The sequence below is a fragment of the Marivirga sp. genome (assembly GCF_024636815.1).
Lineage (GTDB): Bacteria > Bacteroidota > Bacteroidia > Cytophagales > Cyclobacteriaceae > Marivirga.
In genome coordinates, this window is the sequence record NZ_JAGXGF010000230.1 from 49,926 (window position 1) to 65,637 (window position 15,712).

General features: G+C 34.2%; 16 protein-coding genes. 9 read left to right on the plus strand and 7 right to left on the minus strand.

Annotation, left to right across the window (positions count from 1 at the left end):
• The first annotated feature begins 1 nt into the window (after nucleotide 1).
• Genes Q0L29_RS16620 through Q0L29_RS16630 form a run of 3 tightly spaced genes read left to right on the plus strand, consistent with a single transcriptional unit; the run spans nucleotide 2 to nucleotide 2,122 of the window.
• On the plus strand, nucleotides 2–1,471 hold the full coding sequence (locus tag Q0L29_RS16620; protein ID WP_296623467.1) for a M20/M25/M40 family metallo-hydrolase: 1,470 nt from the start codon (nucleotides 2–4) through the stop codon (nucleotides 1,469–1,471).
• The gene (locus Q0L29_RS16625; RefSeq protein ID WP_296623468.1) at nucleotides 1,468–1,650 is read left to right on the plus strand and encodes a hypothetical protein; all 183 of its coding nucleotides are present in this window, start codon (nucleotides 1,468–1,470) and stop codon (nucleotides 1,648–1,650) included. Before Q0L29_RS16620 ends, Q0L29_RS16625 begins: the two co-directional genes overlap by 4 nt.
• A 7-nt stretch (nucleotides 1,651–1,657) precedes the next feature.
• Nucleotides 1,658–2,122, plus strand: coding sequence for a DUF2452 domain-containing protein (locus Q0L29_RS16630; protein WP_296623469.1), 465 nt, complete (start codon nucleotides 1,658–1,660; stop codon nucleotides 2,120–2,122).
• A 173-nt stretch (nucleotides 2,123–2,295) separates the two neighbouring features.
• On the opposite strand, the gene Q0L29_RS16635 is transcribed toward Q0L29_RS16630, so the two are convergent.
• Genes Q0L29_RS16635 through Q0L29_RS16650 form a run of 4 tightly spaced genes read right to left on the minus strand, consistent with a single transcriptional unit; the run spans nucleotide 2,296 to nucleotide 4,952 of the window.
• On the minus strand, nucleotides 2,296–2,913 hold the full coding sequence (locus Q0L29_RS16635; RefSeq protein ID WP_296623470.1) for a response regulator: 618 nt from the start codon (nucleotides 2,911–2,913) through the stop codon (nucleotides 2,296–2,298).
• The gene (locus Q0L29_RS16640) at nucleotides 2,906–3,706 is read right to left on the minus strand and encodes a sensor histidine kinase (protein WP_296623471.1); all 801 of its coding nucleotides are present in this window, start codon (nucleotides 3,704–3,706) and stop codon (nucleotides 2,906–2,908) included. The genes Q0L29_RS16635 and Q0L29_RS16640 overlap by 8 nt, the downstream gene beginning before the upstream one ends.
• On the minus strand, nucleotides 3,685–4,314 hold the full coding sequence (locus Q0L29_RS16645; RefSeq protein WP_296623473.1) for a hypothetical protein: 630 nt from the start codon (nucleotides 4,312–4,314) through the stop codon (nucleotides 3,685–3,687). The genes Q0L29_RS16640 and Q0L29_RS16645 overlap by 22 nt, the downstream gene beginning before the upstream one ends.
• Nucleotides 4,315–4,367: 53 nt before the next feature.
• Nucleotides 4,368–4,952 carry a hypothetical protein gene (locus Q0L29_RS16650; protein ID WP_296623474.1) on the minus strand — a complete coding sequence of 195 codons (585 nt, stop codon included), beginning with the start codon at nucleotides 4,950–4,952 and terminating at the stop codon, nucleotides 4,368–4,370.
• A gap of 485 nt (nucleotides 4,953–5,437) precedes the next feature.
• On the opposite strand from Q0L29_RS16650, the gene Q0L29_RS16655 reads away from it, so the two are divergent.
• Together Q0L29_RS16655 and Q0L29_RS16660 are read left to right on the plus strand one after the other, a co-directional pair.
• Nucleotides 5,438–6,034 carry an aspartate/glutamate racemase family protein gene (locus Q0L29_RS16655; protein WP_296623475.1) on the plus strand — a complete coding sequence of 199 codons (597 nt, stop codon included), beginning with the start codon at nucleotides 5,438–5,440 and terminating at the stop codon, nucleotides 6,032–6,034.
• A complete protein-coding gene (locus Q0L29_RS16660) occupies nucleotides 5,994–6,113 on the plus strand; it encodes a hypothetical protein (protein ID WP_367275805.1) in 120 nt (39 codons plus the stop codon). Before Q0L29_RS16655 ends, Q0L29_RS16660 begins: the two co-directional genes overlap by 41 nt.
• A gap of 153 nt (nucleotides 6,114–6,266) precedes the next feature.
• Here the strand turns inward: Q0L29_RS16660 and Q0L29_RS16665 are convergent, their stop codons facing one another.
• Nucleotides 6,267–6,899 (minus strand): phosphoribosylanthranilate isomerase, encoded by a 633-nt coding sequence (locus tag Q0L29_RS16665; protein WP_296623478.1) that lies wholly within the window; start codon nucleotides 6,897–6,899, stop codon nucleotides 6,267–6,269.
• 295 nt (nucleotides 6,900–7,194) lie between these two features.
• Here Q0L29_RS16665 and Q0L29_RS16670 point away from each other — a divergent pair, with 295 nt between their 5' ends.
• On the plus strand, nucleotides 7,195–7,902 hold the full coding sequence (locus tag Q0L29_RS16670; RefSeq protein WP_296623479.1) for a hypothetical protein: 708 nt from the start codon (nucleotides 7,195–7,197) through the stop codon (nucleotides 7,900–7,902).
• A 78-nt stretch (nucleotides 7,903–7,980) separates the two neighbouring features.
• Here the strand turns inward: Q0L29_RS16670 and Q0L29_RS16675 are convergent, their stop codons facing one another.
• On the minus strand, nucleotides 7,981–10,434 hold the full coding sequence (locus Q0L29_RS16675) for a zinc-dependent metalloprotease (RefSeq protein WP_296623480.1): 2,454 nt from the start codon (nucleotides 10,432–10,434) through the stop codon (nucleotides 7,981–7,983).
• Between the two features lie 178 nt (nucleotides 10,435–10,612).
• Between Q0L29_RS16675 and Q0L29_RS16680 the strand changes: the two genes are divergently transcribed.
• A complete protein-coding gene (locus tag Q0L29_RS16680; protein WP_296623481.1) occupies nucleotides 10,613–11,914 on the plus strand; it encodes a HAMP domain-containing sensor histidine kinase in 1,302 nt (433 codons plus the stop codon).
• Between the two features lie 36 nt (nucleotides 11,915–11,950).
• Here the strand turns inward: Q0L29_RS16680 and Q0L29_RS16685 are convergent, their stop codons facing one another.
• A complete protein-coding gene (locus Q0L29_RS16685; RefSeq protein ID WP_296623482.1) occupies nucleotides 11,951–12,646 on the minus strand; it encodes a 16S rRNA (uracil(1498)-N(3))-methyltransferase in 696 nt (231 codons plus the stop codon).
• Nucleotides 12,647–12,878: 232 nt separating this feature from the next.
• Here Q0L29_RS16685 and Q0L29_RS16690 point away from each other — a divergent pair, with 232 nt between their 5' ends.
• Nucleotides 12,879–14,165 carry a nucleoside transporter C-terminal domain-containing protein gene (locus tag Q0L29_RS16690; RefSeq protein WP_296623484.1) on the plus strand — a complete coding sequence of 429 codons (1,287 nt, stop codon included), beginning with the start codon at nucleotides 12,879–12,881 and terminating at the stop codon, nucleotides 14,163–14,165.
• 49 nt (nucleotides 14,166–14,214) lie between these two features.
• Nucleotides 14,215–15,615, plus strand: a complete 1,401-nt coding sequence (locus Q0L29_RS16695; RefSeq protein WP_296623485.1) for a S9 family peptidase — start codon at nucleotides 14,215–14,217, stop codon at nucleotides 15,613–15,615.
• The last annotated feature ends 97 nt before the right edge of the window (nucleotides 15,616–15,712 follow it).

Sequence of the window (15,712 nt, forward strand, 5' to 3'; positions counted from 1 at the left end):
AATGAAGCTAAACTTTTTGATGCTATGCATTGTACTTTTTACCACACCAGCTTTAGCTCAATATAATAGTGAATACCAGAATTTACCTGAATCTGTTTCCATAAATCAATCCATTGATTTACTTTCTGCTTATATACAAAGAGAAAGTGTTTCAGGTAGTGAGAAAGAAGCCGCTATTTTCATTGAGGATTACATTTTAACTACTGATTTACACTTAAAAGTTTTTTCTGATTTTTCAGATAATTATAATCTGGCTGCTTCACTTTACCCTTTAAGCAGTGGTAAGCCCAATATTGTTTTACAAAGCCATATAGATGTCGTTCCTGTAGAAGATTTAGATGATTGGGAACATGATCCTTATAGTGGTCATTTTGATGGTGAATACATTCATGGAAGAGGTGCCCTGGATGCAAAAGGATTAGGCATCATGCAATTGAAAGCGTTAGAAGGTTTTAAACAGGATTATGATACCGCTGATTTACCTTTTAATGTAACAGTGCTTTTCCTTTCTGGTGAAGAAACTGGCGGAAAAAATGGTGCAAGGTATCTTATGGAAAATTTTGAAGAAGAATTAAATGCTGACGTAGTTCTGGGAGAAGGTGGTGCAGGCTATCAGAATGTTCTTAAAAATAAACCTGATAAAGTAGTATTTGGCGTTTCTATTGCTGAAAAGCAAAGCTTGTGGTTACAATTGAAAATCAATAGCAATTCAGCTGGGCATGGTGCCGCTCCTTCAAAGGACTATGCTAACATGCAATTAATTAATAGCTTGAATAAGCTGACCAACCGAAGGGTATTATTGCTTTTTAATAGAAGTACGAGAAGGATGTTTAGGAGCCTGGGAAGGGCAGAAGGAGGAGTTAGAGGGTTTTTTATACGAAATATTAATTGGTCTATTTTAGCACCTTTTGTGCGAAAACAAATTGAAAGAGAGTCTTTTTTATCTTCTCTATTGACTAATACCGTTACAGTCACCAATATTTATAATCCGCCAGGCCCCCCTAATCAAATCAGTAATTCTGCCACAGCAGTATTGGATTGTCGATTGGTACCAGGTACTTCTTCTAAAAGTTTTATTCGCTACATTGAAAGAAAATTAGACAATGATAACGTCAAAGTTTCGGTTATCTCAGAAAGTCCGGAAGCCCAGCCATCGCGCTTAAATAAGTACTACAAAGCATTGGAAGATGCCATAGCCACAAGTTATCCGGATGCGGAAACTATTCCATTTTTATTTCCAGCTACTAGTGATAATAGTCTTTTTAGGTCTTATGATATTCCATCTTATGGATTGATTCCTGCAGTGGTGACTGAACGAGATATTAATAGCATTCATAGTAATAATGAAAGGATTAGCTTGGATGTATTAAAATCTGGGATTGTTATTTATTATAACTTTATAAAAGAATTGCAGTTAAAAGAACCGTTTTCCTTATTTGGAAATAATGATGAAGAATCTGAATCAAAATGAAAAAGTCTAGAGTATTTCTACTTATCGCAGTTCTATTTATGCTGATTGTTTTTTATGTGGTTTATGATATGTCCACTAAAACCAAATTCCGGAAATTTGGTGATGAAACTGAAAAAAATAAATCCGTTAAAGATAGTGTTAAGCATAAGGATCCAATGGAAATAGAAATCCGAAGATAAATGGCATATGAGCGAAGCAGGTAAGAAAATAGATATAGACAAAATAGATTTAGAGAAAATGAAGGAGGGCACTACCGATAAGCCCGGAACCATTGCATTCCCTCATCATTCTGGTAGTGCTATCATTAAGCCCACCGACAGAGGCAAAATTAAAGGTCATGCCGTTTCTGCTATGCATGAGCAAACAGACAGGCAGATGACGCAACTTTATGAGCAAATGCAACTGTTGGCCAAGCAAGCTAATGACTTAAAAAGCAGAGTTGAAATTTCAGAACGCATCTACTTAGCTAAAATCAATTTTGAGCCCCTTATTAATCATACCTATCATATGTATGAAGGCGCTGATGGGAAAGATATTTTATCCTTAATAGGACCCGGTGAATGGGGCAGAAGCCAGATTAATATGAAGTATTTGGCAACTGTGAAGTTACTTGCTGATCATACTTGGGAGGTTATTGAGAAGGCCCCCTAACCCCCAAAGGGGGAACATAGCCCAGAACTGGCTTGGCATTTTAATTTGATATGGTTTCTTTCAAAAACTTAACTAAAGTTTTGAAAAATGAATGATGGAATTGGAATTTACTTCTTATTCTATTCCGTGCGTTCTTCCCCCTTTGGGGGAAAAAGAAAGGGGGCTGGGGCTGTTTAAATCAACTTATTGTCATGCGCAAACTGAATCAATTGCGTAGTATTATTAACCCCTGTCTTATTCAATATATTCTTTCTATGCGTGCTGACGGTATGCTTGGAAATAAAAAGCTGCTCTGCTATTTCATTTGTGCCTAACCCTTTTGCTAATAATTTAATCACTTCAATTTCTCGGTCGCCTAATTTATAGGCCGCAATTTCCTCATTTGGATTCGCGAAATCCTGAATTTTATCATAATAAAACTTTCCACTTTGAACCCTTAAAATAGCCTCATAGAGCTCTTTACCGGAATTATTTTTCAACAGACAACCATCAATTCCGATTTTTATGATTTCATCTATAAAAGATTTCTGTGCATACATGGTGAGCATGATAATCTTAATATTGGGATAATCTTTTTTAAGGATTTTTGCACAACTGATTCCATCCATTTCCGGCATATTGATATCCATAACGGCCACATCCACTTCATTTTCTTTCACATATTCGATCACCGCTTTTCCATTAGGGAATTGTCCAATAATTTCAAGTTCTTCATGACTATTCAAAACTTCTGTTAGTCCATCTAAAATAATTTGATGGTCATCTGCCAATATGATTTTTATTTTATTCATTTAAAGGGATTTCAATTATAACCGCTAAGCCTTTATTGGGAGCCGTATCCAATGTGATTTTCCCGTTTAGCTTGCTGACTCTGTTTTCAATGTTTTGGATACCAATGCCTTTTTTCAATTGCTCATCCTGCATGTCAAACCCTAGCCCGTCATCTTCATAAATAACATTAATATATTCATTTTTAAGTTCAAAAACCTCCAAGCGGATATTTTTAGCTTGTGCATGCTTTAAGGTATTATTCACTAACTCCTGCACTATTCGATAAAGCTCTGTATTGACTTCATTGGATAAACTACCGCTTAATTGGATTTCAAAATGGGTTTGCAAATTGGTCAATTCCTCAAGGGTGGAAGCCAGATCCATCAGTGAAGCTTGCAACCCAAAATGCTTTAAAAGACCAGAATCCAAGCTGTGGGAAATTTTCCGTGTTTCATCAGCAGCTTTTTGAATGAGGTTATCCAATTTTTTGAGCCTCTTGAGTTGAGCTGGCTCTAAATCCTCTTTAGGAAACGAATCAAGCGAAAGATTAGCGGTGACCAGCAAACTTCCTAAGTTATCATGCAATTCCTTGGAAACTCTTTTGCGTTCCTGTTCTTGGCCTTCCAATAATGCATAAGCATTCTTTAATTCCTGTTGATTGAGCAAATCTTCAATTTCTTGATAGGCTACTTTACGTTTTAATAGTTTCCTTTGATAGAAAAAGACAAAGAGGATAATTCCCACTGCTAAGGCAAGCATACCAGAGGCTCCAACAGCTAAAGTTAATATCACTATCTCTTTTGAACCATCCATATGCCTGTGGCAAAGATTAAATTTTTCATGATATTTCCGATATTATGCACCTGCCATAAAGTGTAATCAAACACCTCTATAAGAATTTCGGTAGCTAGTAAAAATGGAAAAAACGCTAAGGAAAAATAAATTAAAATACCCACATTGTACCAAAATTGCGGAGCCTCAGTTTTGAATATATCAGCCTCTAACGTATAAATCTGATAAAAATAATACAAAGAAAGTATAATGAATATTAAACATCTAATGGTTAGGGAAAAAGTAAATAAATCATAAACTGGATTTTTAAAAAATAATTCTAAAACAAAAGTTATTAGAAAAAAGAGGAGCATTATTAAAACAAGAATGCCCCTCTTTTTTAAAAGTTCATAGAAAAAGTAAAGAAACAATAGAGTTTCTATCAAAATATAAATAAGAATGTAAATATAATTTCTTCCTTCGATTAAGTATTTTAAAGTGATATCAGTAGTGAAAGAAAGAACAACTATTGCTATTATAATTTGGTCAATTATTAAAAAATGACTTCTTCTTCTAATGAATAGAATCACTATTAAAATTAAAGGTGAATAATTAGATAAGTATCTTAATGTGTCTATAAAAATTTCCATTATTATTTTATAATATATAGGAAGATAATTTGAATAGCTGATTTAATTTTTCACTACTCACAATCAGTTGGACAAGGGTTTGATACATTAAGAATAGGGTCTTCGTCCACTAAATCTTTTTTCAAGTCAGGATTTCCTAAATCAGGAAAGTCTTTATTTTCTTTGGTTACTGCTATCATAAATACATCAAAATATTTTTTACCCTTCGCTTTAGAGATAGTTCTATAAACTCTCACACCAGTTAAATCCAAAGTATCTTGAGCCTTATTTATTTTATCAATTCTATGAATTAATTCCCTCATTTTTTGAAGTCCAAAAATATAACCGTAAGAATTATGGATGCGGGGATTTCCTGGGTTTTTGCTACGGTAATCTCTTATACTATCTAATTTTGCTTTTGCAATATCAAAAGAGATAAACTCGCCCAAATCTGGATCAACCCCGTTTGCAAGTTGGTCTGCGAAATAATTTGATAATTCCTTATCTAAGTGAGACTTACTGTAATCATCAGTTTTCACTTCTTTTGGTACTTCTTCCACTATTGGCTTGTCAATATCATTTTCAACTGTTGAAAAATGATAGATAACCATTGCAATTAATGCTAGAAATAATACAAGTGTACTTATTTTGTAGTTCATGTCCAATTGTTTTTTTGCTTCAATATAAATTTTTATTGCAAATTATTCTCATTTGAGTCAGTTTGCAATACCCGATATAAGGTATTCTATTGCCCCCTGACTCAGTTCCCTAGCCCCCAAAGGAGGGATAGAATGCTATTAAGTTAAGCTTTGAAGACATATATTTCACTTCATCCCTAAAAAAAAACTTAGTTTTCAACACAGAATCTTTATGGTGGAAATTTGCTAGCGTCTCCGGCTGGTGGAAACTACTACCATCTCGGGCGGGTTTTAGCTATAGAATGCCAATTTTTGCTAAAGGGAAAGGCTGGACTTTATTCTGTGCCAGAGGCATAAAGTATACATCAATAGTCTAGAATTGTCACACTTGAAACGCGTGCGCCAAAAAGTGTCTCTTAGTAACCTTAGTTACCTCTGTTTACTTCTATCATTCGTATATTGAATTAAATCAAAATGAAGAAGGAAAATGAAGACTTTAAGACTAATTGGAGGCACTTCTTGGCATGCAACTGTGGAATATTATAGCCAAATCAATCAATCAGAAAGTGAGTGAAGTAATTGGTAAACAGGCCAATCCTGAATTGATTATCTATAGTATTAATATTGAATTGATGCGAGAACAAAATAAAGAAAAGATTCTGACTAAATATCTTGAAATCAGTAAAAAGTTACAAGAAGCCGGAGCAGAAGGTATTGTTATTTGTGCTAATACGCCTCATATGGTTTATGATTATGTTCAGCCCAAGATTGATATTCCCATTTTACATTTTGGTATTGCTACTGGCAGATCGGCACAAAATGAAGGTCTAAAAACATTGGGTTTATTAGGAAATAAACCCACAATGACTGGAAAGTTTATTCCTTCAGTTTTGGAAAATGATTTTGGAATGAAAGTCATCATTCCGGAAGGAGAAGATTTAGATCAATCTCATCATTATGTATCCAAAGAACTTACACAAGGAACGTTCTCAGATGAAGCCAAAGCATTTTACCTTAAAGCACATAAAGGAATTGAAAAGGAGAGGAGCAGATGGAATTATTTTGGGATGTACAGAATTGCCTTTACTCTTAAAAGATGTTGAAGCAGATTTGCCTATGCTGGCAACTACTGATTTACATATTGAAATGGCAGTTAATTTTATTTTGGATAGAACTTCTTAATTAATCTATTTTATTCATTGGTAGCACGAGCTTCTAGTTCGTGCTAATTTTACACATTGATGCTTGCTGACAAACTTCCATCTTTTACCCCTCCACAGTTTCTTCAATCTCTCCTGTTGGTGCACGCGTTTTCGCGTGTGTCCCTACCAAGCTTCATTCTTCTACAGTATCATCAATCTCCAACGTCTCCAAAATATCAGCCAGTTCATCAAAATCTTTATACCCAGGGCGGATTTCTTCTCCTCCTTTGAGGGAAATCCCTTTGATTTCGGTATTTTCTACCAAATTCATAACATTTTTATCATCTATATTAAAGCCTAAAATAACTGGATAATCTTTAGCTAATTCTAAAACTTGCTTGACTACATTTTCTTTATAATGATTTCCGTTGCCTGATTCAAATAAGAAAAATTCAACCTCATCGGTCACCTTTTGCATAGTTTCTTTTACTTTCTCGGCATCAGTAACTTTGTCCATGTCGAATCTCAAAACCCTTTTGAAATCCGGAAAAAGTGGAATAATGGCAGGATTATCAGTTTGTAGATAATGGATTTCATAATCTTTGATGGATTCTTTAATGGCATCTTCTGAAGCATTGTCGTATTCCCCAACGAAATCCACTCCTGAAAGCCAACCAGTGAGTTCCATAAAGTTTTCAGGACTTACGTAGGTAGAATTACCCTTTTTTAGATCAAAACCCATTAGGTTTACAGTCATTCCCGCACAATAGCGAGCATCACTAAGATTACTAACTTCAGATATTTTAACGAATGTTTTTAATGCCATTTTGTAGAATTTGATGCAAATAAAAGGAAAATTTGGCTTGCTTGAAAGAGAATGGAGGTAAGCTTTTTCAAAGTTTAAAACTTGGAAAGGATATAGGTTTGAAATTCTGATTTGACAAAGTCATTTTATGAGAATGAATTTGAAAAATGAATCTAAGCTATGATTAAAAATAAAGAAAATGATATTTATATAAATATTATTATGCCTTAAGGCTAACGTATAAATATATTAAGATATAGTTTTTATTTATTTATTATTATTTATATTGCATTATAATAATAAAACTATAAATACTATGAAAAAATTAATATCATTACTAGGAACAGTTTTAATATTTGTTTTAACTGCAACTTTTACCTTATCTGCTCAACAATTTTTAACCCCAGTCTCGACAATCACAGGGGATGCAAAAGTAGTAACTAAAAGTGGAGATGTAATTGAAGGGGATATTAGAACAGCTTTTTTTGGTGGAAAGGGCTTGAAAAGTTTCCGTATAAAAGATGCTGAAACTGGAGATATAACTAGATTTAAAGCAGAGGATGTCGAATCAGTAAGAATTAAAATGGACGGTTGGGGTAAATTTTCAACCGTAATGGAACAAACTTCTAGTCTACAAAAAATGGCAACGGCTGATTTTAATGAGTCTGTAGATAGAGAATATATTTATTACCATACTGTTCTATGGCCAGGCAAAAAGAATAAATACATGCTTTCTCAATTGCTTAATGCAGGTTTTGATAGCAAAATTAAAGTTTATGACTATCCAGCAAAGAAAACGGCTTCAGCAGGAATAGGTGGGATTACAGTCGTTGGTGGAAATGCTAAAAAATATGTGGTGGCTATTGATGGTGAAACACACATGGTAGAAAAGGGAAAATATAAAAAGAGGGATTTTGATTTGTTATTTTCTGATTGTGAAAAGTTAAATAGTTTAGATAAAGGCGATAAAGATTGGAGCGATATGGCTGCACATGTATTTATTTATGATACTGAATGTAAATAAGATTGTTAAAATAAAAATGGCTGTCTCTTTTATAGAAACAGCCATTTTTTTATTGTTTATTAGAACTAGGTATGAAAATTAATTTTGCGTTATTTTATCAATCCTAGCCAATAAATCATTCCAGTGAATTCTGCTCATTTTATCAGAAGTTCTATATCTTCTACTTTTGATGTCTGTGTTTAACTGTACCAATTCTGCTCTCATAAGTGGAATAACATCAGAAATGATCACATCACTATTTCTTTTCTCTTCTGCTTCTAGTTCCGTAATTTGATTAGAAGCTAATTCTACAAAAGCTCTTTGAAGGTTTCTTCTGTAAGCATCCACGGCCTGTCCCTTGTAAAGCTCGGAGAAAATTCCAGTTCTGATATCTTCGAGCATATCTAAAACAGTATAAGCATCTGAACCATTTAAGCTTTCGTTTTCTACCATTCTCAAAATTCTATCCTCATCTAAAAGGCTACTCAAGGCCCTCACTTGTAGTGATTTTACACGTTCAATAGCTCCGTCATCCTCTATTCTTTGAAGAATCTCCTTGTTTAATAACCATTTATGATTGGTGAATGCATGATCATTAAGGAAAGCCACCGCACCACTTTGAATTGCAGCTGGCACATGTTCATAAACCACTCCTTCTTGGTCAGAAGTTTTACGGGTTTCATATATTCCGCCCACATTGGCCGTTACGTGGCGAATATAACCACTCCACATATAACCTAATTCTCTGTAAACTTCTGCTAATTCATTATATCCTTGACCATCTTCAGCAGTCCATTCTACTAAATTTGGAACAACCTTTTTCAAATTAGCCAAACCATATTCACTGGCTTTAACATGGTCAGCTCCTAAACTTTCTCGGTTGGCTCTTGGGTCTGCTACACCATATCCGTTACCAAATTCATACCATGGATTCCCCGCTTTATCTAATATCCATTTATCTAAAACAGGCTTTTCATCTTCTTTACTATTAGCTTCCGGAATAAATCTATAGCCCCAGTTAATAGCATATTTATCATAAGGTCCCATCATTCGGATGTAGCGAACGCCTTCATCTTCAGGCTGAGCAACATAATTTACTCTCGCATAATCCATAATGGATGGCGTTAAACCATATTCCTGAGTAAAACTCGCAGATCTAAGAGAATCCGTAGGATAGGCTGAACTTGCTTTCATGTTGTGAGGCAATCCTAAAGCATGACCCACTTCATGAGCAATCACCATGCGCATCATTTCGCCTATTTCTTCTTCTGGAGTTTCTAATGTTCTAGCTGATTCTTTCTGTGCTCCAGCTTCTATCATATATCTATTTCGATAAGATCTCAAATGGTTATGATACCAAATAATATCACTTTCAATAATTTCACCTGTTCGAGGATCAGAAACTGAAGGACCTACCGCATTTCTAGTAGTAGTAGCCACATATCTTACCACTGAATATCGAACATCCTCAGGACTGAATTCCGGATCTTCTTCTATTGTAGGCGGATCTTTTGCAATAATGGCATTTTTAAATCCAGCCTCTTCAAAAGCCATATTCCAATCTTCAATTCCTTGTTTGAAATAAGGTCTCCATTTTTCCGGTGTGGCAGGATCCAAATAATATACTATTGGTTTTACAGGCTCAACCAATTCGCCTCTTTTATAAGCTTCAATATCTTTAGGTACTAATCTCCATCTTCTGATCAATTCATAATCATCTGATTTTAACTTATCTGAGTTGTAATCATATTTCTGTATTGAAAACCATCCCACTCTGTCATCAGCTAACCTAGGTTGCATTTTGTCTTCGGGCAATAAAATCATGGATTGATTCAATAACATACTTATGGTTCCGGCTTGATCTCTGCTCGGAGGGTCTCCAGCATCGTAAGTCATTAAATGTTGAACTTCAACGTTTTCTGGAAATGATTTTGCAGACGCAATATAGGATCTGCTTTTATCTAATCGTTTCACTTTATAGGCCTTCCTTAATCTGTCAGGCATTGCATTAATAGCACTAACTTCATCAGTAAATAAACTGCTTACATCTACCAAATAGGCAGTGGAGTCAGGATTAATAGCCTCGATTTTACTACTATATAAGATCGGAAAGAAATTATTGGCTTCAACCGATTTATAGATAGGTGAATCCTCATCACTTTCATTTTGAAAACTGATGACTTTCAAATCTATATTTTTATCTCTTTTATACCATCTGACTACCTGCTCATTTACCTTTGAACCGGCATTGATATAACCTCCCCCAAAATTATCAGGCAACTTGACTATTCTACTCACGAGGAGTAAATCTTTTTCTAACTTATCAAATGGGATTTCATAATATAATTTTCCATCTAACTCATGAGTGGTAAATAAACCAACATCAGATTTTACATCTCCTTTGATGATTTCTTTATAGTCTTTTAAATCACCTTTCGGTTTTTCTGTTTTATTTTTCTCTTCTTGTTTTTTCTTTTTCCCAAACAGCTGTGCAGTAGCATCAGTTTGAATAAAGAAAATACATAGTGTAATCGTAAATATTAATTTCTTCATAGGTATATTATTTTTTAGACTCTGTAAATGTATTTTATGTGAGTGAGAAAATGAAATGCTTTTATTTAACTGGTAAATGAGAGCGTTTCATCTAATAGCGTGATTGAATTATAGATTTTATTTATAAGAATTAATTTTATTTTTATATTTTAAAATTTAATACTCAAAAATATAATCAGTGTTTAGATTTTTTAATCTTAATAAGTGGTCAAGCATAGAGAAAAGCTTAGAACAAAAGCCTAATATTTTACTATCCCAATTCTCTATCATTGCCATTTTAGCAGCTATAATTCAAGTGGTAACGGATTTACTTAATTTAAACTTTATAGCAGTAGCACTAGATTTTGTCGTCTTAATTATTTTTGTTTCTACTTTTTTATTAAATGAACATAATCGTCATTTATTAGCAAAATTTATTTTTATAGTATTAGGGACTGGTTTTATATTCCTGTATGCATCAGTGATTCCAAAATCCGTTGGTTCTTATTTGATTTTTTTCCCTATCGTCACTGTCATTTTTCTTATTTTCGGTAATGAGGAAAGGCAGTATAAATATTATTCAGTGGCATATGTCTTAACTCTTTTATTTATTCTCGAACTCACTTCTTATCAACCATTTGGAGAATTTAATATAACAGATGGTAAATCAGAGCCCAGCTCTTTTTATGTAAATATGTTAATTTCTGTTTTTGGGATAGTGTTTTCTATGTACAACATTGATGTTATCAATAAACAAATAGATCAAGTACGTTTAGAAACATTAAAGGAATTAGAACAAAAAAATGAAGAGTTGGAATTAGCGAATGATGAATTAGATCATTTTGTTTATAGCGCTTCACATGATTTAAAAGCTCCCTTATCCTCTATTTTAGGTCTTATAAATATTGCAAAGTATGAGTTAAAAGATGATAAGGTTTTGGATTATTTTGTTCGTATTGAAAATAGAGTTGAACGTTTAACGCTTTTCATTAAAGAAGTGATTGAAATATCAAGGAACACCAGAACTGACATCAAAAGAGAGCCTGTTAAAATAGGGGAATTGTTAGATGAAATAATTGAAAATAACAATTATATAGAGGGGATGGAAAAAATTGAATTTAATAAGTATATCAATTTTGATTCGCCATTTTATACTGATAAAGCCCGCATAGAAGTGATATTAAATAATTTAATATCCAATGCAATTAAATATTCAGATCCGAATAAAGAGCATTCTAAAATTGATATTACTGTAGATAACACAAAATACGAATATCAAATTACGATTGCAGATAATGGTATAGGAATCCCTAAAGATCAGCAAGAAAAAGTTTTTGATATGTTTTATAGAGGGGCACAAAGTAAAGAAGGTTCTGGTCTGGGACTTTACATTGTGAAGAAGATGTTAGTGAAATTGAGAGGAGAATTTGACTTACATTCTAAAGAAGGGGAGGGCACTGAAATAAAATTAAAATTTCCTGTTTATAAAGGATCTATTTAAAATTGAAAAATCCACTTAAATTTTTCATAACTTAAATTATTCCATTGCCAAATTCATCAAATGAACTGCTGCTAGAGCTGCTGTTTCAGTTCTTAATCGGCTATTACCAAGACTGACTTTCTCAAACCCCTTGCCAGCAGCCATATCAACTTCCTCAGGTGTGAAGTCCCCTTCTGGACCAATCAAAATCAGGGTGTTTTGCTCCTCACTTAATTCATTTCTCATGTGCACCTTATTTTCAAAATCTACATATGCAATAAGTTTTATTTCGGCACTAGTACTATCTAAAACTTTGTTGAATGGAACAATCTCATTTAAGATTGGTTTTTTGGCTTTTAAAGATTGTTTCAAAGCACTAATGACTTTTTTCTCCAGGCGATCTATTTTTATGATTTTACGTTCTGAATGAAAGCTCTGAAAAAAGCTAATCTCATCTATACCCATTTCGGTTGCCTTTTCTATTAACCATTCCATTCTATCCATATTTTTGGTAGGAGCAATGGCTAAATGTCGGTGGAATGAAGGCTTAGCTTCTTTTGTAGTTTCTGTTACTTCAAATTCACATTTTTTAGGATTAGCATTTGTTATTTTTGCTTTATAAAAAGTCCCTTTTCCATCAATTATATTGATTTCATCACCGACTTGCCTTCTCATAACTTTGATGCAATGTTTGGATTCGGCTTGGTCTAAAAACTTGATTTCAGGAAGTTGATCTTGATAAAATAAATGCATATGCAAATCTAGTTATTTTTGTATCAGGAGTAAATATCAATAATCTATTTGATAATAGGTCAATTGAATATGCTTTGAGATTTTTTAATTAGATACATTCCTTTAATTTTGTCGTTGCTTAATGCGGATTCTTAAATTTAATAATACTGAGGATTTGTTGGTTGTTTCTGGTTATCAGTCACTTATTCAATTTTCGGTGTATTAGCTTAATAGGCTATATTTAAAACATTCTATGGATTATCTCAGAGGTCTTATTGGATTAGTGGTTTTGGTGAGCTTTGCCTGGCTATTTTCAGTGAATAAAAAGAAAATCGATTGGCGATTAGTCGGTACCGGTTTGTTATTACAAGTAATATTCGGTCTACTGATTACTCAGGTTGAATTTGTAGAATTGATTTTCAAAAAGGTATCTGAAGCTTTTGTAGTCTTTTTGAGTTTTTCTGGTGATGGTGCTCGATTCTTATTTGGTGATTTAGCCGGGGATTCATACGGATTTATTTTTGCTTTCCAAGTATTGCCTACTGTCATTTTCTTCTCTACGGTAACTGCTGGATTGTATTATTTAGGAGTACTACAAAAATTAGTTTATGGTATTGCTTGGATCATGTCCAGAACTATGAGATTGTCAGGGGCAGAAAGTTTATCTGCAGCCGGAAATATATTCCTGGGGCAGACTGAAGCACCATTATTAGTTCGACCTTTTGTTCCAAATATGACTCGCTCAGAGCTCATGTGTTTAATGACCGGTGGAATGGCTACTATTGCAGGAGGTGTTTTAGCAGGTTATGTAGCATTTTTAGGAGGGGATGACCCAGCTGAAAAAGCTCGCTTTGCTTCTTATTTGTTAAGTGCCTCCATTATGAATGCTCCAGCTGCTATTGTGATATCAAAGATACTAATCCCTGAAACTAACCCTGATGCTATTGATGATACCTTGCATGTCAGCCAAGATAAACTTGGAGTAAATTTGATAGATGCATTATCAAATGGTGCTGCAGAAGGATTGAAATTGGCTTTGAATATTGGTGGTATGTTGTTGGCTTTTATAGCTGTAATAGCTGCAATAAATTATTTCCTGGGGAATTTAATAGGAGAGTGGACAGGACTTAATGCATTTGTTGCAAGTTCAACTAACGGCACCTTTGATAGCTTTAGTTTAGAATATATTTTAGGTCAAGCATTCCGACTTTTTGCATTTGCAATGGGAGTGGAGTGGAATGATACGCTAGCTGTAGGAAGTCTATTAGGGCAAAAAACAGCCATCAATGAATTTGTAGCCTATCTAGGATTGGCAGAAATGAAAGCAGCTAATATCCTTAGTGAAAAATCCATCATTATTGCAACCTATGCACTTTGTGGTTTCTCCAATTTCAGTTCCATAGCCATTCAAGTAGGTGGAATAGGAGGTATGGCACCCAATCAACAAGGAAACCTTTCTAAATTAGGTATGCGTGCGCTCTTAGCTGCTACTTTAGCATGTATGATGACCGCTACAATTGCTGGGGCTTTGGTTGAATAATAGTAATTATTTCCATTTAGTTTTTTATATTGTTAGAAAAAAAGCAATCATGAAAAAACTATCAACTACTTTATTCTTAATCTTTTTATGCTTCTCACTTTTTTCTCAGAGTATAGAAGGGAAATGGCAAGGTTTACTTAAAGTTCAGGGAACTGAGTTAACTATTGTATTCAACATCTCAAAACAAGGAGATTCTTTAATTGCGACTATGGATAGTCCGGATCAAGGGGCTTTTGGTTTAGCTATTCAAGAGGTTTCCTTTCAGGATAAGCAGTTAAGTTTAGCAATGAATATGCCTCCAATTCAGTATGAAGGCACTCTTAATTCTGATGGAGAAATAGATGGGGTTTTTATACAAGCGGGGTATGAATTTCCTTTATTTCTTACACAAAATGAGGTTAAGAAATCAAACAAAAAGAAACCGCAGGATCCTGTGGAGCCTTTTCCCTACCTAAGTGAAGATATTATTTTTAATAATGAAGCTGAAGGAATAAAACTTGCAGGAACTTTAACAATGCCTTCCGAAGGTGAAAACTTCCCTGCTGTAGTTTTGATTAGTGGCAGTGGTCCGCAAGATCGAAACGAGGCTTTATTAGGCCATAAACCTTTTTTAGTACTGTCTGATTACTTGACTAGGCAAGGAATAGCTGTATTACGATATGATGATAGAGGTACAGCTGAATCGGAAGGTGATTTCAGTACTGCTACTTCAGCTGATTTTAAAACGGATGTAGCTTCAGCAGTTGATTATTTAAAGACTCGTAAAGGAATTGACCCTGATAATATTGGATTGATTGGTCATAGCGAAGGAGGTATAGTAGCACCAATGGTGGCAGTAGAATCGGATGATGTGGCATTCATTGTTTTAATGGCGGGTACAGGGATTAGAGGAAATGAGTTGTTATTGCGCCAAAGCGAATTAATTGGCAAGGCTTCAGGAATGAGCGATACTCAATTAAAGAAAGCAAGAGAATTCAATAAAGGAGCTTATGATATTGTAGTGAATACTGTTAATGAAAACAATATCAGAGAAGATTTAAAAAAATACTTGGAGGAATCAGTCGCTAAGAACCCAGAATTGGCAACAGCAAATGGATTGAAGGAGGAAGTTTTTGTGAATCAAATTTCAGGACAATTATCTAGTCCATGGATGATATATTTTCTGAGGCACGATCCCTCTGTTGTTCTACAAAAAGTGGATTGCCCTGTATTGGCGATAGTTGGTGAAAAAGACTTGCAAGTTCCTGCTAGGGTTAATTTAGAAGCTATTGAGGATGCATTGAAAGCAGGCGGAAACACACAATATACCATTAAGGAATTGGCGGGACTAAACCATCTTTTCCAGGAAGCTGAAACAGGTTCACCGAGTGAATATGCCCAAATAGAACAAACTATTGCACCGGCAGCATTAGAATTGATGGCTAATTGGATATTGATGCAAGTTAAATAAGTAAAATAAAATTCTTGATCTAATCATTCTATAATATATATTCAACAATTAAAGCCGTTTAGCTCAACCTTTTCACTCAGTTCCGTTTCTTCTGCTT

Excerpts from the sequence above, each read along its gene's own strand:
- Q0L29_RS16620 (WP_296623467.1), top strand. The coding sequence starts at position 2 with ATGAAGCTAAACTTTTTGATGCTATGCATTGTACTTTTTACCACACCA.
- Q0L29_RS16625 (WP_296623468.1), top strand. The coding sequence starts at position 1,468 with ATGAAAAAGTCTAGAGTATTTCTACTTATCGCAGTTCTATTTATGCTG.
- Q0L29_RS16630 (WP_296623469.1), top strand. The coding sequence starts at position 1,658 with ATGAGCGAAGCAGGTAAGAAAATAGATATAGACAAAATAGATTTAGAG.
- Q0L29_RS16635 (WP_296623470.1), bottom strand. The coding sequence starts at position 2,913 with ATGAATAAAATAAAAATCATATTGGCAGATGACCATCAAATTATTTTA.
- Q0L29_RS16640 (WP_296623471.1), bottom strand. The coding sequence starts at position 3,706 with ATGGATGGTTCAAAAGAGATAGTGATATTAACTTTAGCTGTTGGAGCC.
- Q0L29_RS16645 (WP_296623473.1), bottom strand. The coding sequence starts at position 4,314 with ATGGAAATTTTTATAGACACATTAAGATACTTATCTAATTATTCACCT.
- Q0L29_RS16650 (WP_296623474.1), bottom strand. The coding sequence starts at position 4,952 with ATGAACTACAAAATAAGTACACTTGTATTATTTCTAGCATTAATTGCA.
- Q0L29_RS16665 (WP_296623478.1), bottom strand. The coding sequence starts at position 6,899 with ATGGCATTAAAAACATTCGTTAAAATATCTGAAGTTAGTAATCTTAGT.
- Q0L29_RS16670 (WP_296623479.1), top strand. The coding sequence starts at position 7,195 with ATGAAAAAATTAATATCATTACTAGGAACAGTTTTAATATTTGTTTTA.
- Q0L29_RS16675 (WP_296623480.1), bottom strand. The coding sequence starts at position 10,434 with ATGAAGAAATTAATATTTACGATTACACTATGTATTTTCTTTATTCAA.
- Q0L29_RS16685 (WP_296623482.1), bottom strand. The coding sequence starts at position 12,646 with ATGCATTTATTTTATCAAGATCAACTTCCTGAAATCAAGTTTTTAGAC.
- Q0L29_RS16690 (WP_296623484.1), top strand. The coding sequence starts at position 12,879 with ATGGATTATCTCAGAGGTCTTATTGGATTAGTGGTTTTGGTGAGCTTT.
- Q0L29_RS16695 (WP_296623485.1), top strand. The coding sequence starts at position 14,215 with ATGAAAAAACTATCAACTACTTTATTCTTAATCTTTTTATGCTTCTCA.